Source organism: Lysinibacillus sp. FSL P2-0066 (genome assembly GCF_037969495.1).
GTDB classification, from domain to species: Bacteria; Bacillota; Bacilli; order Bacillales_A; family Planococcaceae; genus Lysinibacillus; species Lysinibacillus boronitolerans.
The window spans coordinates 4026373-4045089 of the sequence record NZ_CP150202.1 but is presented as its reverse complement, the minus strand read 5'-3'; the positions used below and the strand labels follow the sequence as shown (position 1 = coordinate 4045089).

Below are 18717 nucleotides of genomic sequence, written 5' to 3'. Positions count from 1 at the left end.
GAATCTGTGCTTTTTTTATGCGTGTAATTGTGTAAATACCCCAAAAAATATTATAGAACCATAATAAAAGGAGGAGAAATTATTCAATTTCTCCTCCTTTGTTATAGCTGTAGAAGCAGCTCTTTATTTAATATTGTGGTTATTATCTTAGAATTTTCATTGCTCCAGCAGACGGATACAGGATGTTGCTGATCAAGATAGAGTAATTGGGTAAAAAGGTCTTTCCTTTTTTTTCTTATATCAGTAGTATCAAGCAAATGTGGCGATTGGATTGGTAATAAGCCTGTTTTAAAAAGAGCCTCTTTTAAAGTCCAAAACTCATAAAAAACATGTAAAGGCTGATGAGAGACCAATTGACGCTCTGTCTCAGAAAGCGCATATATCATCATATCTTCACTAACTGGCTTTATTTCTTCAACATCAATGCCCACTCGTCCAATAGTGGTGAGAGCTAACACTATCCAATCCCCAGAATGAGAGAGATTAAAATCTCCCTGCCAATGTGGGTGTCCTGCAATATAAGGGCGCCCAAATTCATTATGAGCTAGATGTAACAGAACGTCATCTATATAGGGAAGGAGTGCCCATCTAATAAGAGTGCTACCTAGCAACGCTCTTTGCTGATCTTGCCAGTGCTTGTATTGCTGAACTTTTCTTTGCACCTCACAAGGGAGTACTTTAAGGAAAGCATCCCGTTCTGGTGGTGCTAACTGAGCGCCTAGAGGTAGTGCAAATAGCTGTATAGTTTGTTTTATCATCTTATATTGACTTGTTTTGGCTCAGGAAAGTAGCCTGTATCAATGCCATATTGAATCATTCTGTGAATAAAGGCTGTATTTGGTACCGCACATTCAATCTTTGTATGCGCTAAAAATTCTATCGTTTTTTTGCAATTGAAGATAAATGGGGAGTCACTTGCTCCATCACCTTCAAGCTGCGCAATGGCTAACGATAAATATTCCTGTACATCTTTTGAATGATCGCCATTTAAAAGCCAATCTGTATATTCTTGTGTTGAAACAATTGTTAAGTCATATCCAATTTCTTTCAGCATATCGATTAATTCTAAATAAGTAAGCGATACAGGGTTACATAAATGGAAGACATGGCCGTTGGTTGCTGGCTGGCTTGCCAAAGAAACAAGTGCCTGACTAGCATAATTGATTGGTGTGAAGTCAACATGCCATTGTGCCGTAGGAGTTTTACCTAAATAAAGCATTGATTTAATCATACGGTAAAAGGCATTGTCATCGATATTACGTTGGAATTTACCTGTTTCAGAATGACAGCTTAAATTTCCTACACGATAAATGGAGACAGGGATCGCATCATGTACAGCGTTTCGAACAAGATTTTCTGCTTCTAGCTTACTTTGAGTATAAACATTAGTTAGCTTTACATCGTAATTGAAGTTACCTTTTGCTTCATCTGGTCCCCATTGGATGGCTGCTAGCTCCTCTGGAATTCCAATAGTCGATACATAATGGAAATGCACACCTGGTTTCTGTTTGGCTACTTCAAGCAAATAGCGAGTTCCATTCACATTGACATTATTAAAATGATCAGCTGCACCGAAATGACGTACATCTGCACCACAATGAATGATGGCATCGATTTCTTTCATAATAATTTGTTCATCTTTATCAGATAAATGAAGTCGTTGCTTGCCTAAGTCACCTTGGATAACAGTGACACGGTCTTTCAATTGCCGAACAATCGTATTACCAAAATAAAATTGCATACTTTCTATTAGTTTGGCTTCAATCGTAGTTTGGGCACTCGGTCGAATAAGGCAATATATGTGCGCAGTTGTTGTTGCTAATAGCTCATATAATACATGACTACCTAAATAACCTGTAGCCCCAGTTAATAATACCGATGTCATTGGCAAGGGCTTCACGTTTTGGGAGACTTGTAGAGGACTAGGCTCCATTAAGTCCTTGAATACAATGCTTTTAGCTGGCTCGTCTTGATCTTCAATCGCTTCTGGTTGATAATGACGAATATAATGATCCAGTTCAGCAATCGTTTGATATTGGAAGAAATCCTGAATCTTTAAGAATGGTATATGTTTTTTCACTTGTACAAGAATCTCGAGCACTTTTAGCGAATGCCCACCGATATGAAAGAAGTTATCGTGAATGCCAATCGGCTCAATACCGAGTACAAATTCCCATGCAGTAGCAAGCATACGCTGTGTATCATTTTCTGGGGCAATATATGTAGTGCTGCGTGATAAAGTTAATTCCAATGAAGCTAAGTGCTTTCGATCAATTTTTCCTGTAGGGGATAACGGCATTTCTTGCAATTCAATAAATTGCTCTGGTACCATATAATCTGGTAAAAGATTTGCTAAGTAGTCCCTTAAAAGATTCTCCTCAAGCTGCATACCACTTGCCACTGTATAGTAGGCAAATAAATGATTATTTCCATCAGCCATTTTCTTCGCAATAATCACAGCTTCCTGAATGCTCGTATGATTGCTCAATACTGTTTCGATTTCTCCAAGTTCAATACGAAAACCTCTTACTTTAATTTGAGAGTCTTTACGTCCAACAAATTCAATGACACCAGTTGGCAATAGTCGAACTAAATCACCTGTTCGATACATTTTTTGATCTGGCTTTAAGAGATGAGGTACAAATACTTCAGCTGTTTTTTCAGGCTGATGTAAATAACCTGCTGCTAAACCAGCACCAGCAATACATAATTCTCCGATTACATTAACAGGACATAGCTGATCGTCCGTATTAATAACATACATTTCATAATTGGCGATTGGTCTGCCAATAGGGATACTAGATTGCATGTCTGTTATCTGACTTTTCACCTTAAAATAGGAGGACAATACTGTACATTCAGTTGGTCCATACACGTTAATAATTTCTGTAGTAAGTCCAAATTTCTCTTGCCATTTTTGAACAATGGCAGGCAATAGGGCTTCACCACCTACAGATAAATAATTTAATGTCGAAAGCTTTTCCCTATAGCTTACTGGTAAATGTGTAGCTAGCTGTGTAAAGAAAGCATTTGGAACAGTAGCAGTCGTTACTTGCTCACGGCCGATCATATCAGCAAATGCCTCAATGGACAGACGTTCTACACTTGTAAGCATATGAAGTCTTGCCCCTGAAAATAAAGCAGTAAAAGTTTCTGTTATAGAAGGGTCAAAACTATAAGAAATAAACTGGGAATAAACATCTTCTTTAGTTGAATGGTAGATTCGTTGATTATCTGTTATTAAATTAATGACAGCTTCATGCTTAAGCATGACGCCTTTTGGTTTACCTGTTGAACCAGAAGTATAAATAATATAGGCTAAATCGGATGGAAGCAGTTCACATTGCATATTTTCCTGTGAATACCCTTGCTCCGTTTGGTTGATAGTGAACACTGTGCGTGTTTGGGAATCATTATGTATAAAATCATTCAGTAGAGCTGTATGTTCGTTTTTCGTTATGATAAATGGGGCACCTGTATCGTTTAATAGGTACTGACAACGTTCTTTTGGATAGCTCGGATCAATGGGAACATAAACACCACCAGCTTTCAGGATACCTAACAAACTAATGACTGTTTCTTTACTACGTTCCATCACAATCGCTACATAGTTTCCTTTTTTTAGACCGTTGGCAACTAACATATGAGCAACTTGGTTGGATTGTTCATTTAGCTGACGGTAGGTAAGTTTTCCACCTTCATAGGATAATGCGATTCGTTCTGCAAACTTTTGTGCTGCCTGATAAAATACATCAGGTATTGTGGTGTTTTGATCGTAGTTAGCCATTGTTCGGTTTAACGTTTGATATGCGAGTAAGTCTTCTTTGTTCAACAATTGTGTGCTATTGGAGGATGGCGTTTGTTGGTCAAAAGAATGCTTATTATTTTGGGATGGGTGTACATCAAATTCTTGTTTATTATTCAATTATGACAACTCCTATTTTAGAAAAGGGCCGACACTTATGAAGGAGCGATTATCATCATTAGGTCCACAGTAGTGAAGCAATCTGTGAGAAACTAACGGAAATAACTCTCCTTAATAAGGCAGCCCTTTCATTTTTTATTTCACTACAAAGGTATTAACAACATTCATTAATTCATCAGATAACTCGGATAATACTTGAGCCTCTTCAGAAACTCGTTGTACTGTATTCAATTGAGAGGCAGAAGTTGCTGCTACTGCTCTTGTATTGTCCTTTGAATTGACTGAAAAATCTTCCATATCTTTAACAGCAGACGTTACTTCTTCCATACCAGCTGCCATTTCTTCAATCGTTGCAGAAAGCTCTTGAATTTGCCCTGTCACATGGTGAATGGAAGTTAAGATCTGGCTAAATGATTTTTCCGAATCATTGATCATGACAATACCATGATCTACTTCTTCTACAGCGTGAACCATGATATTTACAGATTCGTTTGTATCATGCTGGATATGAGAAATAAGTGTAGAAATTTCACGTGCAGATGCCTCAGATTGTTCGGCAAGTTTACGTACCTCATCAGCAACCACTGCGAAGCCACTACCAGCTTCTCCAGCACGTGCAGCTTCGATAGCCGCATTCAATGCAAGTAAATTGGTTTGAGAAGCAATCCCTGTAATGATTCCTACAATTTCTTCAATTTTATTGGAATGTTCGCCAAGTAATTTAACAGAAGCTGCGGATTGATTAACAGCCTTACTAATAGCATTCATTTGTGCAACAGATTTATTTGTCGATTCATTCCCTCTTTCAGCTTCCTCAGATGCTAAAATTGAGGATTCTGAAATTTGATTGGATGTCATAGCAATTCGTTGAATACCAATACTCATTTCTTCAATAGTAACTGTACTTTCTTTAGCCTTTTGTACTTGAAGATCAGCGCCACTTGCAATTTCCTGCATGGAAGATGCTACATTATTATATGAATCAGAAGCTTCTTGCATATTTACAGATAAAACATTGGCTGTGTTTGAAACACGTTCAGACACATTCGTTGTACTCTTAATAACATTTTTTAGATTTTCAATCATTGAATTAAAGTTTTGTGTGAGCATTCCTACTTCGTCTGTTGAAGTAACTGGTAACGGTTCAAGTTCTAAATTACCTTCTGCGACCTTTTTCGATTGTAAGGAAAGTTGTTGAATTGGTGTTAATTTTTTTCTTAAAAGAGTGTAAACAGCAATGGATGAACCAATTAAGAAAATAACCGTTACTAATAACGTCCATAGGGCTTCAGACATCGCTTTTCCTGTTACCATTGATACATCATAGTCAATGGCATAAGCAGCCAGCATGTCCCCATTTTCATCCAAGATTGGTGTAAGGCCTGTTTTATAGCTACCATATTCATCGCTATAAATATCTGTTGCTGTTGCTTTTTTTGTATCAAAGACTTCTTTAATTCTTGCTAGGAAATCAGGAGATAAACCCATTGCAATCATATCTTGATTATACTCTGCTCCTAGTTCAAGTATACTAGATGATAGAACAGGTGCATTAATATTTTCACCGTTAACTGTAATTAAAAATAGATTGGTAATACTATCTGAATTATCATTGATTGCATCCATCTCTCTAGTTAAACGTAGAGCATCGGGGTTACTATTTGTAGGATTCTCTAATATGGATTTTAGTGTAGTAATATCAATGGTTTTGGCTAGGATCATGCCTTTGTCAGAAAGAGATTGATTCATGTCTGTTAAATTACTATTTCTTACTATATAATAAGAAAGACCTAAAGTAACTAATCCAAATAATAATAAAATACTCACTACTATTGCAGTTAATTTCTTACTAATAGACATTTGCTGCTTCTTGCGTGTTTTCATGCTTTTCCTCCTAATATGATATAGCAAATATTTCAAGCTAAGGACTATGAGTGGATAATTTAGTAAATGTATTACACCTTGAAGATGTTGATGTTATTCGTAGAAGTCCAGACGCGTGTTAAATATTTATAAATGCAAAGTAATCTATTTATCCCCTATCATTTAACTACTATACTGCCAAAAAAAATGATTCACAACCCAGAAAACTTACTATTTAAAGTCATGATTTCTATAAATAAACGATGAAATTTAGTTTTTTAGTCTATATATTTTTCAAGTTAGCTTAAATTTTTACAAAAAATTCAACTGTTCCTAGTATAAAAAAGAAGTATGCTCAGAACGAACTTATTTTCAATTGATTTAAAATTTGGCGGAAATGCCAATTTTCAATTACTTGTTAGGGCTTTTTACTTATTATGCCATGTCTTATGTGGAAAGGAATTGGATGATTTTTATTATGGGGATAAAATGAAAAAAAGGTTATTTCTTTATTTCTGAATAAAGAAATAACCTTTTCTAGTTGTTATGGTCGTGTATTACCAAAAATACCCGGTAAAATATTCGGAAGTCCTGGTATTAATGGTGGTGGGAAACCAGGATATTGTCCCCCTGGACGTGGCGGATAAGGCTGCGGTGGATAAGGTTGAGGTGGATAAGGTCGTGGCGGATAAGGCTGCGGTGGATAGGGCTGTGGTGGATAAGGTTGAGGCGGATAGGGTGGCGGATAAGGTGGCGGATAAGGTGGTGGGTATGGCGGCGGATAGGAACTACCAGGCGGTGTTCCTGTACCTGCAGCAGTGATTTGACTAACATCCACAGTTACTATTTGACCGTTATCTAGCTGAATTTCTGCTGTTCTTCCTCCAGTTCCAAATGTTCGAATCAATGTACCTGAATAAGTACCAGTAGGGAGTGTTACCCATATTTTCATACCTGGTCGAAATTGACTGTTAAAATCATCAGGGGCTAATCTAGGATAAACCAATAAAACACACCTTTCTTCATTTTTTCTAACATATGCCTATTGCAATTTTTGTCATAGGCAATAGGCTATGGATACCTAAGTTTGAATTTGTTATAAAATATAACGAAATTCATTATAATAAGGGAAAAAGCTAAAAGGATGTTTAGCATATGGCAATTATTAAGATAAAAAAAATAAACATACAGAATTTACGAAATGTACGACAGGGTGAAATTGTACTCGCAGTAAATTTTGAAACATTTCTACAAGCGAATGTTGTTGGCCTATATGGACAAAATGGCTCTGGAAAGACAACCATTGTAGATGCATTCAGTTTATTGAAGACACTTATATCAGGATGGCTTACTGAAATGAAGCTACCCTCAAAAGAGAAGCGACTCATATTGGCAGGAGAGCAAACCGCTAGCATGAATGTGGAATTTTTAGTTGAGAATCAATTCGGTACATTTTTTGTGAATTACTATGTGGAGCTACAGGAGGATCAGCACCGACTATATACTACGCTAGAACGTCTTACCTATCGAGAAAATACGAAAGGGAAGCGATCAAAGATTTTAGTGGCAGTGACAGAGAAGGATGTACAAATCCGTCAATTAAAACTGGATGATTTGAGTGAACAAGCACGAATCCAATTACTTGTTATTCAACAGCTAGCAAGAAAACAAAATATGTCATTTCTATTCCATAAAGATATAAAGCCATTATTAAAGGAACGACTTTCTGAGTTAGAAATGCAGTTGCTACAAAATATTGCCGTCGATTTTAGTCGTGACTTACATGTTGTTAATAATCAAAATATTGCCCCACTATTTGAAGAACGAATGATGCCATTCAGTATTCATTTAGAGAAAACAAGAGGCCTTATTCCCTATGATTTAAATGGACCAGCTTTATTACCAGAGGATGCATTCTATGCTCTATGTGAAGTTATTGAACAAAGTAATCAAGTGCTCTCAGCAATTATTCCTGGTTTGACGATTAAAATTAATATCATTACAAAGCAAATGATGGACAATGGTGAGCAGGGAATTCGTTTTGAATTTTTGTCTCAGCGTGGGGAGCGGGAATTACCGCTACGAACAGAGTCAGAGGGAATTTTAAAAATCATTTCGATTCTTAGTGTATTAATTGCTGTATACAATAATCCGAATGCATGTGTAGTGATTGATGAATTAGACTCAGGTGTATTTGAATATTTATTGGGCGAGTTGTTAACAGTGATAGATGAGGATGGAAAAGGGCAACTTATTTTTACATCCCATAATCTACGTGTGTTAGAGGTGCTAGCTATTAAAAATTTATGGTTTACGACAACAAATGAACATCACCGTTATATGCAGCTAAAAGGTATTAAAGAAGTGAATAACGCTAGAGATGTCTATTTACGTGCTATCCAACTTGGTGGACAGGACGAAGAGATATATAAGGAAACCAAAACATTTAAAATAAAGCGTGCTTTTCGTAAAGCGGGTGTTCAACATGACTAAAAAAGTACTTTTAATTATTGTGGAAGGGCAGACAGAGCAAATTATTTTAGAGGATTATTTAGATGCTCATTTTGCAAATTCGACGATACGCTTTGATGTGCAACGTGAAGATATTTTAACAAAGTGGGATGCACACAAACGGATCCCCAATATTAAAAACAGTGTTGTACGTGTGATTCAAAGCTATCTTCAAAAATATAAATTTTTAGCCAATGATTTAACTGCTGTTGTTCATATTACAGATGCAGATGGATGCTTTATCGCACCAGAATGCGTCAAGGTAGATGAGACTATCGAGCAAAACTTATTTTATACAGAGGATGCTATTTTAGTGAAGTCGGATAAACGTAAACAACAAATTGAACAACGCAATGATATGAAGGCGAAGAATGCCAGAATTCTGATCGCCAACGATCACTTTAGCATTAACCGTATGAAAGTACCTTATCAATTATTTTATTTTTCTACGAATTTAGAGCATGTCTTATGGAATGAGCGCAATGAAATCCCTACAGAAAAAATGCAAAAAGCAGATGAATTTATGGACAATCTGTCAGGCACGATTGAGGAATACCTAAGCGCATACCTCCCGGTCAGTTCAGAGTTGCCTTATAGGGAAAAGATAAAGAAAAGTTGGTCATTTTTAATGGAGGACTGCCATTCATTGCAACGAGGCACGAATGTACCGCTATTATTTGAAATGATTAAAACAGATGTACAGTAAAAAACAGGCGACGAAATACGTCACCTGTTTTTATCTAGTGTGAAGTTAGCGCATTTGCTCATAGCTTCGAATATGAGTTAATATGGCAGGGTCTTTAATTTTTGTATCTTCACTTAATAATAAAAGCTTGGACATGATCTCAGCAGTACGCGGATCATCATCCACCATCGGCAAGAAAATTCGTCCACGATGCTGAGAAGGTACAGCAATAATCGGGATCATGGAACCGCCTATTTGATGCACCACACCACTTCCTAAATGTAAGGAGTAACTTGCTAGCTTACCTTCTACGAGGGCATGTTGCTTTTTCACTTCCACATTGTTTAGCTTCAATAATTTCGCCAATTCTTCTACGATAATACTGCGCATTTCAACAGTAGAATGACTTGCCTCTGGGTCTACACCCCCAATATGAGCAACGCTGACAACGAGATCAATATCTCGCATAACCTCAGAGAATATCGCAGCTGGAATATCATCTAAAACGATATGTTTGCCTGATAATCGATCATAGAAGTAAACACCTTCGATTGCAGGTGCTTCAATTTCTGCTGGCGTAAACCAATCTGCCTGTGCATATAAGGATGCCACAATATTTTGCTTATAATATACTTTACGTGGTCCTGTTTCATAGCTGATTTGCCAGCCACGTGTTTTCAACAAGGCTACTGTTTGTGAAGGATTTACTTGATGTCCTGCATAGCGTAATGATTGTTTCTGTGCTTTTTCATCAGCATTGATGAGATATAACTCACGGAACACTTGCTTAAATGGCTGTTGTATTTTGTGCTCGAACATATAGGATTGCCACTGTCTCCATTGACCACTTTCTAGAAGATGGTAAGGATGAGCAATCTTTATAGAGGACGAAGGAGCAAGGTCCACAATGTCAGCCGATAGAAGCTGTAAGCCTTGTGGTGTAAGCATTCCAACGTAATCATCGCTGATAAATATTAGTTTTTGTAAAAGTGGAGCTAGGATCGGATGGGCCAGTAAATGAATGAGCTCCTCGATCGAAAATACAGTTTCTAATTCCATTGCTTGCTCAAGAGCTGGGCGTGCTCGTTTGTATTGTTCTTGTAGGTCTTTTCTGGCTTCCTGCAAGGTTACAATACCAGCATGCTTTTTTAATGCAGCAGGAACGTTCTTTAGACGTTTACCATCCTTTTCAACAATAATAGCTACAGAGGCGTCATCTTCTATTTGTAGATGTGCTGTAATTTGCTCGATCTGTTGTGCTTTAAACAAATGCTTCATATCGTTAAAGGCAGATAATTCCATACGCCATGTGAAGCGAGTGGCTTCTCCATCTCCTGCATTACGCGCTAAATTTTCTAGTGCGATACTTGCTGCTCGAGCCTCACTTGCGCGGCGTTGGGCACCAAATTGCTTACTTTCCTTCAAAAACTGTTGAATAAATTGATAGCGTGTTAGGGCGTCTTTGTCATCCGATTTTATTAAAGGGATAAGACCAAGTGCGCGTAGTTTATCTTTATTGCGTTTATCTTGAATTTCTTGCATTAACGTTTTTGGACTGAGTTTACCGATGGCTGTATCGGCATAAAGCTGTGCCCGACGATGGTTGGCTCCTTCAGAGGCATATTTTGCAGCATCATAAACAAGTTTGAATTTCTTAGCCCCAAGTGTTTGATAGGCGCTTTGGAACCAAGCTAAATCGAATGCACCATCACGGAAATCCTCGGCAGTTATGCTAGAGAAAAGGGCAATCTGATCTTTGGCAAAGTCGGATAAAGAATCTGTGGTGTGAGCGATAAAATACCAGGCTGATTCTTTTAGTCCATCCCAGCCAATCACTTCACTGACAAGGTCTATCCAATGTTGGTTATACATCATGGCTTCAATTAAACGTTCTTTAGAAATGTCTGTTTTCAGCCATGCTTCTTTTAATTGCTGGGCTGTTTCTTCTTTTTTAGGGTAACAGTTAGTTAGCAATCTGGAGAATACATCCTTTTTCGTTTCTGCCTGCCAAATATATCCTCGCACAAGTTTTTCTCCGTCAAGTGCCTGTAGAATTTGTAAGAAATAATTAATACCCTCAAAATAAGAAATGCTACTAGCTAACTTTGTAACAGCAGTAGGCGTATCACCACGTTTTAGCTCTATGGCTAAAATTCGATCAATTGCTTGTTCACGAATAGTAAAGAAATCGGTTAAATCTTCAAATGACTGTTGATAGCGTTCTCGCAATTTAGTTGGCTCGATAAATATTTCTGAAGCGAGCGTATTGGTAAAGATGGCCTCAAATAAGTGATCTTGCGTAAATAAACCAACCTTCATTGCGTCTAAATATTGGAATAAAGATAAATTGTAGACGTTTGGCTTATAGCTTTCATTTTTCATACGCTTTGTTAGCTCTTCATTGATAGCTAGCATTTTGACATATTCACCATAGGTTGTGTAATCAGACCAGCATCGATCAACAAATGTCTCAATGACATCTAAATCGATAATGGTAGAAGTGGAACGATAGTAATAATAACCCTTCTCTCGAACATCAAGTTGCCACTGATCAGCAGGGATTTGTTTGAATAGCTGTAACATTATTCCTACTGCCTGTTCGAAGCGATTAAATTCGGGTGCATGCTTTTCGAGTAATGAAAGTGCTTCCTGATGTAGCACTGTATCACCTGAGATTTTGTCGATGTCTTGGGATAGCACTGAGAAAATCTGTTGAATTGTATCGTCATATTTCAAGGAATTAAATTGCGCAACACGTACTTTTAATTCTTTGTATTGGAAGAACGGTTTAATTAGTGTATGAGCTGCTTCGGAAAGATCATGAGCAGCAGGGTATTCTGATAGATTATGGTAAAAATTAAAATAGGCTAAGTCCTCATTACTAAATAATGCTGTCTTTATCCATTGAACAATTTCTTCGGGGATAGGATAAGCATCAAGACTAGCATGTCGTTGATTATCCGATTTAGTTGCCATTACACTATATCTTTGTCCTAATGTAGTGCTTATGGGTGTGTCATTCCATTGGTATGTTTCATATTCTAGTTCAGCATGTTTATCTAAAAGTTGAATAAGCTGCTCTAGCTTAGATAATAATTTATCAACATCATATTGAAAGAATTTTTCGAAGGGTGTAGGTGTCTGTGCATAAAGTGGAACAAGTTGTTGCCAAGGCTCTTCACCGTTCATTTGAATGGCTCCATCAGAAATACAGCCGTATTGAATAGGGGGATGTGGTGTATATAAGCCAAAGCCATTACGCTCGTTATACTCTGGGGCATCCCTTGTAATTAATTGCTCTAACAAAACTTGCTCGTTTTTAGTTACTTTTGGTAATAAGGAGCATAAAGCTGTAATTAGCTCGCTTGCTAAGCTGTATTCCTTAGAGGCTTCTAATAGTAACTCAAGCCCTCCAAGTCTCTTTAACTGCTTACTATCTTTTAATAGCCTTTCAGCACTTTGTAATAGATGGTTCTGTGGCTGAACTTTTAAGAGTGAAATAGCCTCTTTACGAAGTGCACCTGATTTATTAGCTAAAAGATCTTCAATTTTTGCTATTTCTTCTTCTGTTGGTGTTAGAGCATGTATTTTCTTTAACGCAAGAGAACGATTGATGGAACTGCGATCCCGTAAAGAATTAAATAAAAATTCACGTTGACCTTCTGTGACAGGGTCAAGACAATAAATATTCAGTAGGCCGATTCTACTTGATGGTGAGTAAGAATCTGCATGCTCAATAATTCGTTGGAATAATGCCTCGTCTTGTATATGGTGGGCTAAAATAATTTGTGTTGAAATTAAATCTTCTAATGACAAATGGACATAGACAAAGGATAGTGGTTTGCCTGTAATGATAAGCCCATCTTTCGTTATTTCATTCTTTGCCCACTCAAGCTGTTCAAATAAGAGGTATTCAATCCCTTGTAGCTGTGTGTTTTCTTGCATGAAGGTTTGAAGGATTTGCTCCCATTCATTGTCTCTTGCATACTCACTATTAATATGGTGATTAGCATAAAGAAAATTGCCCCATGCAAAGGCAAACAGCTCAATATCTTTTGTTGATAAGATTAAATCCTTCACAAATGGCGCTGTAAAGGAGATTTTCGATAAGTTTTTCAAAAAGGCAAGCGTTGTAAGTTGGATATGCTTGTCACGCTTTAAGAGTTTTGTTACAAGGTCATTTAACTTCGTATAGTCCTTTGTAGCAGTAGCCCATAATGCAACATAAACATCAATTGTACGTTCACTTTTTAACAATTGCTCAACAAAGCTGTCTTCTTCAATTGCTTGGATGGCTAATGTAAGAACTTCCTCTGTTATTTTTTGATTTTCGAAGCTATTATAGCCAAGTCCCATCCAAGTATCGACTGCTCGAATTACAGAGGAGAAGCGTGTTAGGCGATGCTCCTGAATAAGCTTCATCATGTTGAGCTGTGCATCTAGATTGCCATGGTCAATATTTTCTACTATTGCCTGTCGTAAACCTTCTTGTCGTGCAGCTGCTATTAAGAGTTTACCAAGTGCATCATGCATACGACGATTACTTGACTTGAAAATACCTCGAATGAATGGATGACCGAAAAAGCTACTTTGATGCTCATCAAATAAAATACTCTCTACTGCTTCTTCGATGGAAGGGTTTTCTAATGATAGTTCTTCAGCAAGCAACTGTTCAAAAACATTAAAACCCATAACTTTCACATTTTCATTCTTCAAGACATACGAGCTATAGTTTGGATAAGTCCCATGTTCATATTGGCGATGATTCGTTAATAACTCCTGCAAAGTAATTTCCTCAAATGTCAGCATCTCTTCTATTAACTGTAAACATTGAAAAAGATGGTCTTGCACTGGTTGAGATGAACGAAAAGATCGACGTAAAGCATCTGTTTGAAACATTGTAGCATCAAAACGTAATGCTAGTTTTTTGATCTTGAGTGCACGTTCTTGTGAAGAAAACAAGGTAAGCACTTCAAATAATGGTCCACTAAATAGCTCTCCAAGTGATGAATATTGCTGAGCAGCTATAAGCGGTTCAATGTCATAATCTCTATTGTCCATGTATTTTAACAGTGCGGCTGCTAAAGGCTGTATCGCTATAGGTGCAGAATCAGCTATAGTTTGAAAATGTGTCTTTTGTTCAGGTGAAAGTGTCATCAAAAATCCCTCCTACCAAATTCGTCCTGCAAGCATAGTAAGTTTAATAAATGTAAAAACATCATCTTCCTGTATGTTTAATGGTGTAGAAAGAGAATCTAAAGGCTCTTCATTATGAAGGACTAAGAACAGCTCGTCCTGAAAGGCTTGAAGCATTGTGGAAATAGCATGATCAACTGACTGTAAAGCATCCTTTTTCTTTTCTCCAAACTGTACTTTGCCATATTGGGCCGCGTCTACTAATTGCTGATCCGTTAAATATAGATGAAGTGGTGTATCTACCATTTTTTCATTAAATTGTTGTACTTGCTGTGTAACAAGCTGAACAAGTAAATCTTGTAACGTTATGACAGGCTTTTCAATTGAAAATGGAATTTTTTCAAGCTTACGAGATTTCTTACCGATTACTTTTTGCTGGTAAAATAAACGCAATCTAACACCTCCTTACAATAATTTCATTATACAAGAGTGAGAACAGGGAAAAGAATAAGGCATATGACGCTAGTTGCGTAAAAAAATTTGGGAAAAGTGTTATCAAAAGTAGCCTGCTACAACTGATTTGTAGGGTAGAAAGTGGGTAAAAATTTACTGAAGATTATGCGGAAAATAGAACATTTGTACGATTATTGTTATCAAGATAAGTATCATTTTGCGTTTTTTTATTCTAATAACGGTGAAGAAGCAGAATATATTACTCAGGTAACTTTTTAGACATACGTATTTAAAAGAACATTCTTTCATGAAATCTCGTAAACGAAGATTATTCTCATTAGTATTAAATAGGTGACATAATACAGCCTACTATTTATTTGCTATAAATAGTGGTGTACTTTTGTGGAGTTGTTAACAGACATCTTTTCATCTCTGATTTCATAAGCTTTATAGGTATGATTTTATCAAGCTAGAAGGAGGCAAAATCATTCAAATACACGTTGTACGGGCTGGCGAGTCTTTATGGGGTATTGCACAGGCGTATGGGGCTACGGTTCAGAGCATTATAGATGCCAATCAAATTCCAGAGCCAAATCGTTTAGTTGTGGGGCAAGCTCTTGTAATCCCGATTGTCGGAAGCTTTTATTATGTACAGCCAGGTGATAGCTTATGGTCAATTGGTCAACGTTTCGGTATTAATTATGTAACGCTTGCACAAGTAAATGGCATTCATCCCAATCAACCATTAGCTGTTGGAGCGAGATTGTATATTCCACAACCGCCAAAAACAAGAGCACAAACATTGGCCTATTTAGAGCCGAGAGGAACATCTGTTAGTGAGGCACTCTTGAATCAAGCAAGGGAAGCGGGTCCCTATTTAACATATTTAGCTTTATTTAGTTATGAGGCTAGGCGTGATGGTACTTTACAGAGACCGCCAAGCCAAGGTGTGACGCAAATTGCAAATGATACGGGAGCTTCAATGGCGATGGTTATTTCTAATTTGGAGAATTTTAGTTTTAGTGGGGAATTAGCGAGAGATATTTTTCAAAGTACGGCTGTTCAAGATTTGTTATTTGATAATATTCTTGCGGAGGCAAAGCAACTTGGTGACGTCAAAGATATCCACTTTGATTTTGAAAATTTGCCAGCAGATCAAAGACAAGCCTATAACAATTTTTTAAGAAGAGCTGTAGAAAAATTTCATGCTCAGGGATATACAGTGTCTACAGCATTAGCTCCTAAAACAAGTGATAGTGAACGAGGACCATGGACAGCGGCACATGATTATAGAGCACATGGGGAAATCGTGGACTTTGTCTTACTCATGACTTATGAATGGGGATATTCAGCTGGCCCACCAATGGCCGTTTCACCTCTCCCAGAGGTAGAGGCAGTTGTAAAATATGCGGTGAGTGAAATACCTGCAAGCAAAATTATGTTGGGGCAAAATTTATATGGCTACGATTGGACGTTACCTTTTGTTCAGGGGGGACCGTATGCAGAAGCGCTTAGTCCACAGCGAGCCATTGAAATTGCTAAACGTTATAATGCAGCAATTCAGTATGATTGGAGAGCCCAAGCACCATTTTTTGAATACTATGATGAGCAAGGTAGGGCGCATATGGTGTGGTTTGAAGATGCTAGATCTATTCAAGCTAAATTCAATCTCATTAAACAATATAACCTTCGTGGTATTGGTTATTGGAAATTAGGACTATCATTCCCTCAGAATTGGGTGTTAATTGGCGCAAATTTTGATGTGGTAAAGAAATGAGAAAATGAAGAAAAAGGACGAATTGCCCAATGTATTTTCTGCGAAGAGGAAATTATCTGTAAAATCCATTCCCAATTATGGATAAATATATTATAATTATGGTAAATAGTATTTTAGGAGGTATATTTTGGGTAAATTTAAAAAGTTAGGTATTATTTTAACAACTACTGCATTTTCTGTTGGGATTCTAGCACCCGTTTCACAAGCTTCTGCAAATGTGAAAGAACCTTCAGAGCGTATTGCAATACAGTTGGCTGCCTCAGAGACAAAAGTGACAAAAGGTATGCTAATTAACAAATTACGTGCACTATTCCCTGAAGAGTTCAAATTTGTAGCTGATAATGAGTTTAATTCTGGAGGCGGTCATTTCTTTAGAGATGATACAACGGTCCGTTATGATTTAAACTTCAATAAAACAGTAAATGGTAAAGATGTATATGGTGGTTTTACATTTAAAGGTGAAGATTTAGAGTTAGAACATTTCTATTATCAGCCAGCTAATATCGCTGAAGCACTATATCCCGCAAAATATTCAGAGACTGAAGCAAAAAAAATTGCTGATGACTTCCTAAGAAAATTTGCGAAAATAGAGAACTATAAACTCCGTGAAGATGGCTTCGGTTATTACAATGACATTAATCGTCCATTATCACAACCAATTACCTACTCATTTGTTTATTCACCAACTTATAATGGAGTGCTTATTGGCGATCAAAGTATTACTATTGATGTTCTTGCTAATGGTCAAATAACAGGAATGTATCGTAATACAGAATCTTTAAGTAAAGCAACCTTTGATAGCTCAAGCCAGAAAAAAAGTGAGGAAGAAATTGTAGCACAAGTACGTGATAACTTAGCAGTTGAACTTCGTTATTACGTTGATTATTTTAGCGATCAACGTAATGTGAAGCTTGTTTATATGCCAGCAACAGGATTTAATGGTGTACATGCTTTAACGGGTCAATGGCAAACAACGAATGGCTTCTCTACACAAGTTCCAAAGACGAAAAGCGCTGAGAAAATATCCTCCCAGCAATTACCACCAAGAAAAAGTGGTATGACTGTAGCAGAGGTTGAGGAATTTGCTAAAAATTTATTAAAAGTTGATGAAGACAAGGCAAAGCTCACTATTGATATGGTTGACGAAAGAGAAAATGACAATGGTGAAACGGTTTATACAGTAAATTACATGTATATGTACAATAATGGCGGATCTGGTACCTCTTTAGAAATTAATAAGGCAACAGGCGATATCGTGCAGTATCACGATATTATGAGAGATTTTATCAACACTGACAAAACAAATACCATCTCTAAGGATGCGGCATTAGCAAAGGCGATTGAATACTTAAAGCAATGGGCTCCATCCTATTTACATGAGTATTCGATGCCAATTGATGATCCTGTACATGATGATTATAGTAAAGATTATTACTTCTCCTTCCCACGCATCGTAAACGGAATTGCAGTTGTTGGAGATGAAATAAACGTAGGTATTGGCTCTGATGGATCATTACGTTCATTGAATGTTAATAAACAAAAGGTTACTAACTGGCCTTCTATTAGCCAAGTAATCTCAGCTGATAAAGCAAAAGAAGCATATAGTAAGGCACTTACATTACAGCTTCAATATGCAAAACAAGATACTGAAGGTAAACAACATTATGATCTAGTCTATGCTCCAACTTACAACGGTAGCTTAGTTAATCAGATTGATGCAATTACCGGTGAATGGTTGTATCAGGTAGATGGTTCAAAAGAAAAGCAATCTATTTCACATCCAACAGCAGCCAATGAATTAAATTATCTTTTAAATCAAAATGTATTAGAGGTAAAAGATATAGCAAACTTTAATGCTGATGCTGCTGTAACAAAGGGAGAAGCATTAAAGATTCTACTAAAATCTTTAACATATGGCTATTTTGGTGGCGGCGATGGTGAAAAGCAATCCTTCAGCAATATCGATAAAAACCATCCTTTATATGGAGTGGTTGAACAAGCTGTAAGAATGGGAATTTTACAGCCAGCAAACCAATTCCCATTGGATGAAGCATTGACTCGTCAAGAGCTAGCAGTATGGTCTGTTAAAGTAATGCAATTGGAGAATGTGGCAAAGTATAAGGATATTTACAAATTAAACTTTGCGGATGCAGCTTCTATTGATCCAGCATATACTGGCTATATAGCAATAGCAAATGGGATGGGTCTGATTGATACACAGCAAAATAATTTTAATGCTACCAAGAGTGTGTCATATGCCGATATGGCTGTTTCAACAATCCGTTTAGCAAAAGCTATTCAAGAAAATAAAGTGGATCGTAACTTCTATTATTAAGACGCATTCCACGAAAAGGGTATCTCCTCATA

At 37.1% G+C, this 18717-nt stretch carries 10 protein-coding genes; 4 read left to right on the top strand and 6 right to left on the bottom strand.

The genetic code is table 11. The features are described 5' to 3' along the window. Nucleotides 1-101: 101 nt before the first annotated feature. From MKZ14_RS20090 to MKZ14_RS20075, 4 genes are all read right to left on the bottom strand, one after another. Complete coding sequence (locus MKZ14_RS20090; protein WP_339280383.1) at nucleotides 102-758, bottom strand: 4'-phosphopantetheinyl transferase superfamily protein; 657 nt, start codon at nucleotides 756-758, stop codon at nucleotides 102-104. After that, nucleotides 755-3925, bottom strand: a complete 3171-nt coding sequence (locus MKZ14_RS20085; protein WP_339280382.1) for an amino acid adenylation domain-containing protein — start codon at nucleotides 3923-3925, stop codon at nucleotides 755-757. Before MKZ14_RS20085 ends, MKZ14_RS20090 begins: the two co-directional genes overlap by 4 nt. Before the next feature lie 135 nt (nucleotides 3926-4060). Next, nucleotides 4061-5809 carry a methyl-accepting chemotaxis protein gene (locus MKZ14_RS20080; RefSeq protein WP_016994786.1) on the bottom strand — a complete coding sequence of 583 codons (1749 nt, stop codon included), beginning with the start codon at nucleotides 5807-5809 and terminating at the stop codon, nucleotides 4061-4063. A 523-nt stretch (nucleotides 5810-6332) separates the two neighbouring features. Continuing rightward, nucleotides 6333-6794 carry a hypothetical protein gene (locus MKZ14_RS20075; protein WP_339280381.1) on the bottom strand — a complete coding sequence of 154 codons (462 nt, stop codon included), beginning with the start codon at nucleotides 6792-6794 and terminating at the stop codon, nucleotides 6333-6335. 149 nt (nucleotides 6795-6943) lie between these two features. On the opposite strand from MKZ14_RS20075, the gene MKZ14_RS20070 reads away from it, so the two are divergent. Then, the gene (locus tag MKZ14_RS20070; RefSeq protein WP_036076003.1) at nucleotides 6944-8281 is read left to right on the top strand and encodes an AAA family ATPase; all 1338 of its coding nucleotides are present in this window, start codon (nucleotides 6944-6946) and stop codon (nucleotides 8279-8281) included. Next, entirely contained in the window at nucleotides 8274-9005 is a 732-nt protein-coding gene (locus MKZ14_RS20065; protein WP_016994783.1) for a hypothetical protein, read from the top strand. Before MKZ14_RS20070 ends, MKZ14_RS20065 begins: the two co-directional genes overlap by 8 nt. Nucleotides 9006-9050: 45 nt before the next feature. Here MKZ14_RS20065 and MKZ14_RS20060 read toward each other — a convergent pair whose 3' ends face one another. Beyond that, on the bottom strand, nucleotides 9051-14141 hold the full coding sequence (locus MKZ14_RS20060; protein WP_339280380.1) for a DUF4132 domain-containing protein: 5091 nt from the start codon (nucleotides 14139-14141) through the stop codon (nucleotides 9051-9053). Nucleotides 14142-14153: 12 nt separating this feature from the next. After that, nucleotides 14154-14573 carry a hypothetical protein gene (locus MKZ14_RS20055; RefSeq protein WP_016994781.1) on the bottom strand — a complete coding sequence of 140 codons (420 nt, stop codon included), beginning with the start codon at nucleotides 14571-14573 and terminating at the stop codon, nucleotides 14154-14156. A 487-nt stretch (nucleotides 14574-15060) separates the two neighbouring features. On the opposite strand from MKZ14_RS20055, the gene MKZ14_RS20050 reads away from it, so the two are divergent. Then, on the top strand, nucleotides 15061-16350 hold the full coding sequence (locus MKZ14_RS20050) for a glycoside hydrolase family 18 protein (RefSeq protein WP_339281023.1): 1290 nt from the start codon (nucleotides 15061-15063) through the stop codon (nucleotides 16348-16350). 127 nt (nucleotides 16351-16477) lie between these two features. After that, nucleotides 16478-18685 carry a YcdB/YcdC domain-containing protein gene (locus MKZ14_RS20045; RefSeq protein ID WP_258859703.1) on the top strand — a complete coding sequence of 736 codons (2208 nt, stop codon included), beginning with the start codon at nucleotides 16478-16480 and terminating at the stop codon, nucleotides 18683-18685. Nucleotides 18686-18717: the final 32 nt, after the last annotated feature.

Excerpts from the sequence above, each read along its gene's own strand:
- MKZ14_RS20065 (WP_016994783.1), top strand. The coding sequence starts at position 8,274 with ATGACTAAAAAAGTACTTTTAATTATTGTGGAAGGGCAGACAGAGCAA.
- MKZ14_RS20070 (WP_036076003.1), top strand. The coding sequence starts at position 6,944 with ATGGCAATTATTAAGATAAAAAAAATAAACATACAGAATTTACGAAAT.
- MKZ14_RS20080 (WP_016994786.1), bottom strand. The coding sequence starts at position 5,809 with ATGAAAACACGCAAGAAGCAGCAAATGTCTATTAGTAAGAAATTAACT.
- MKZ14_RS20060 (WP_339280380.1), bottom strand. The coding sequence starts at position 14,141 with ATGACACTTTCACCTGAACAAAAGACACATTTTCAAACTATAGCTGAT.
- MKZ14_RS20090 (WP_339280383.1), bottom strand. The coding sequence starts at position 758 with ATGATAAAACAAACTATACAGCTATTTGCACTACCTCTAGGCGCTCAG.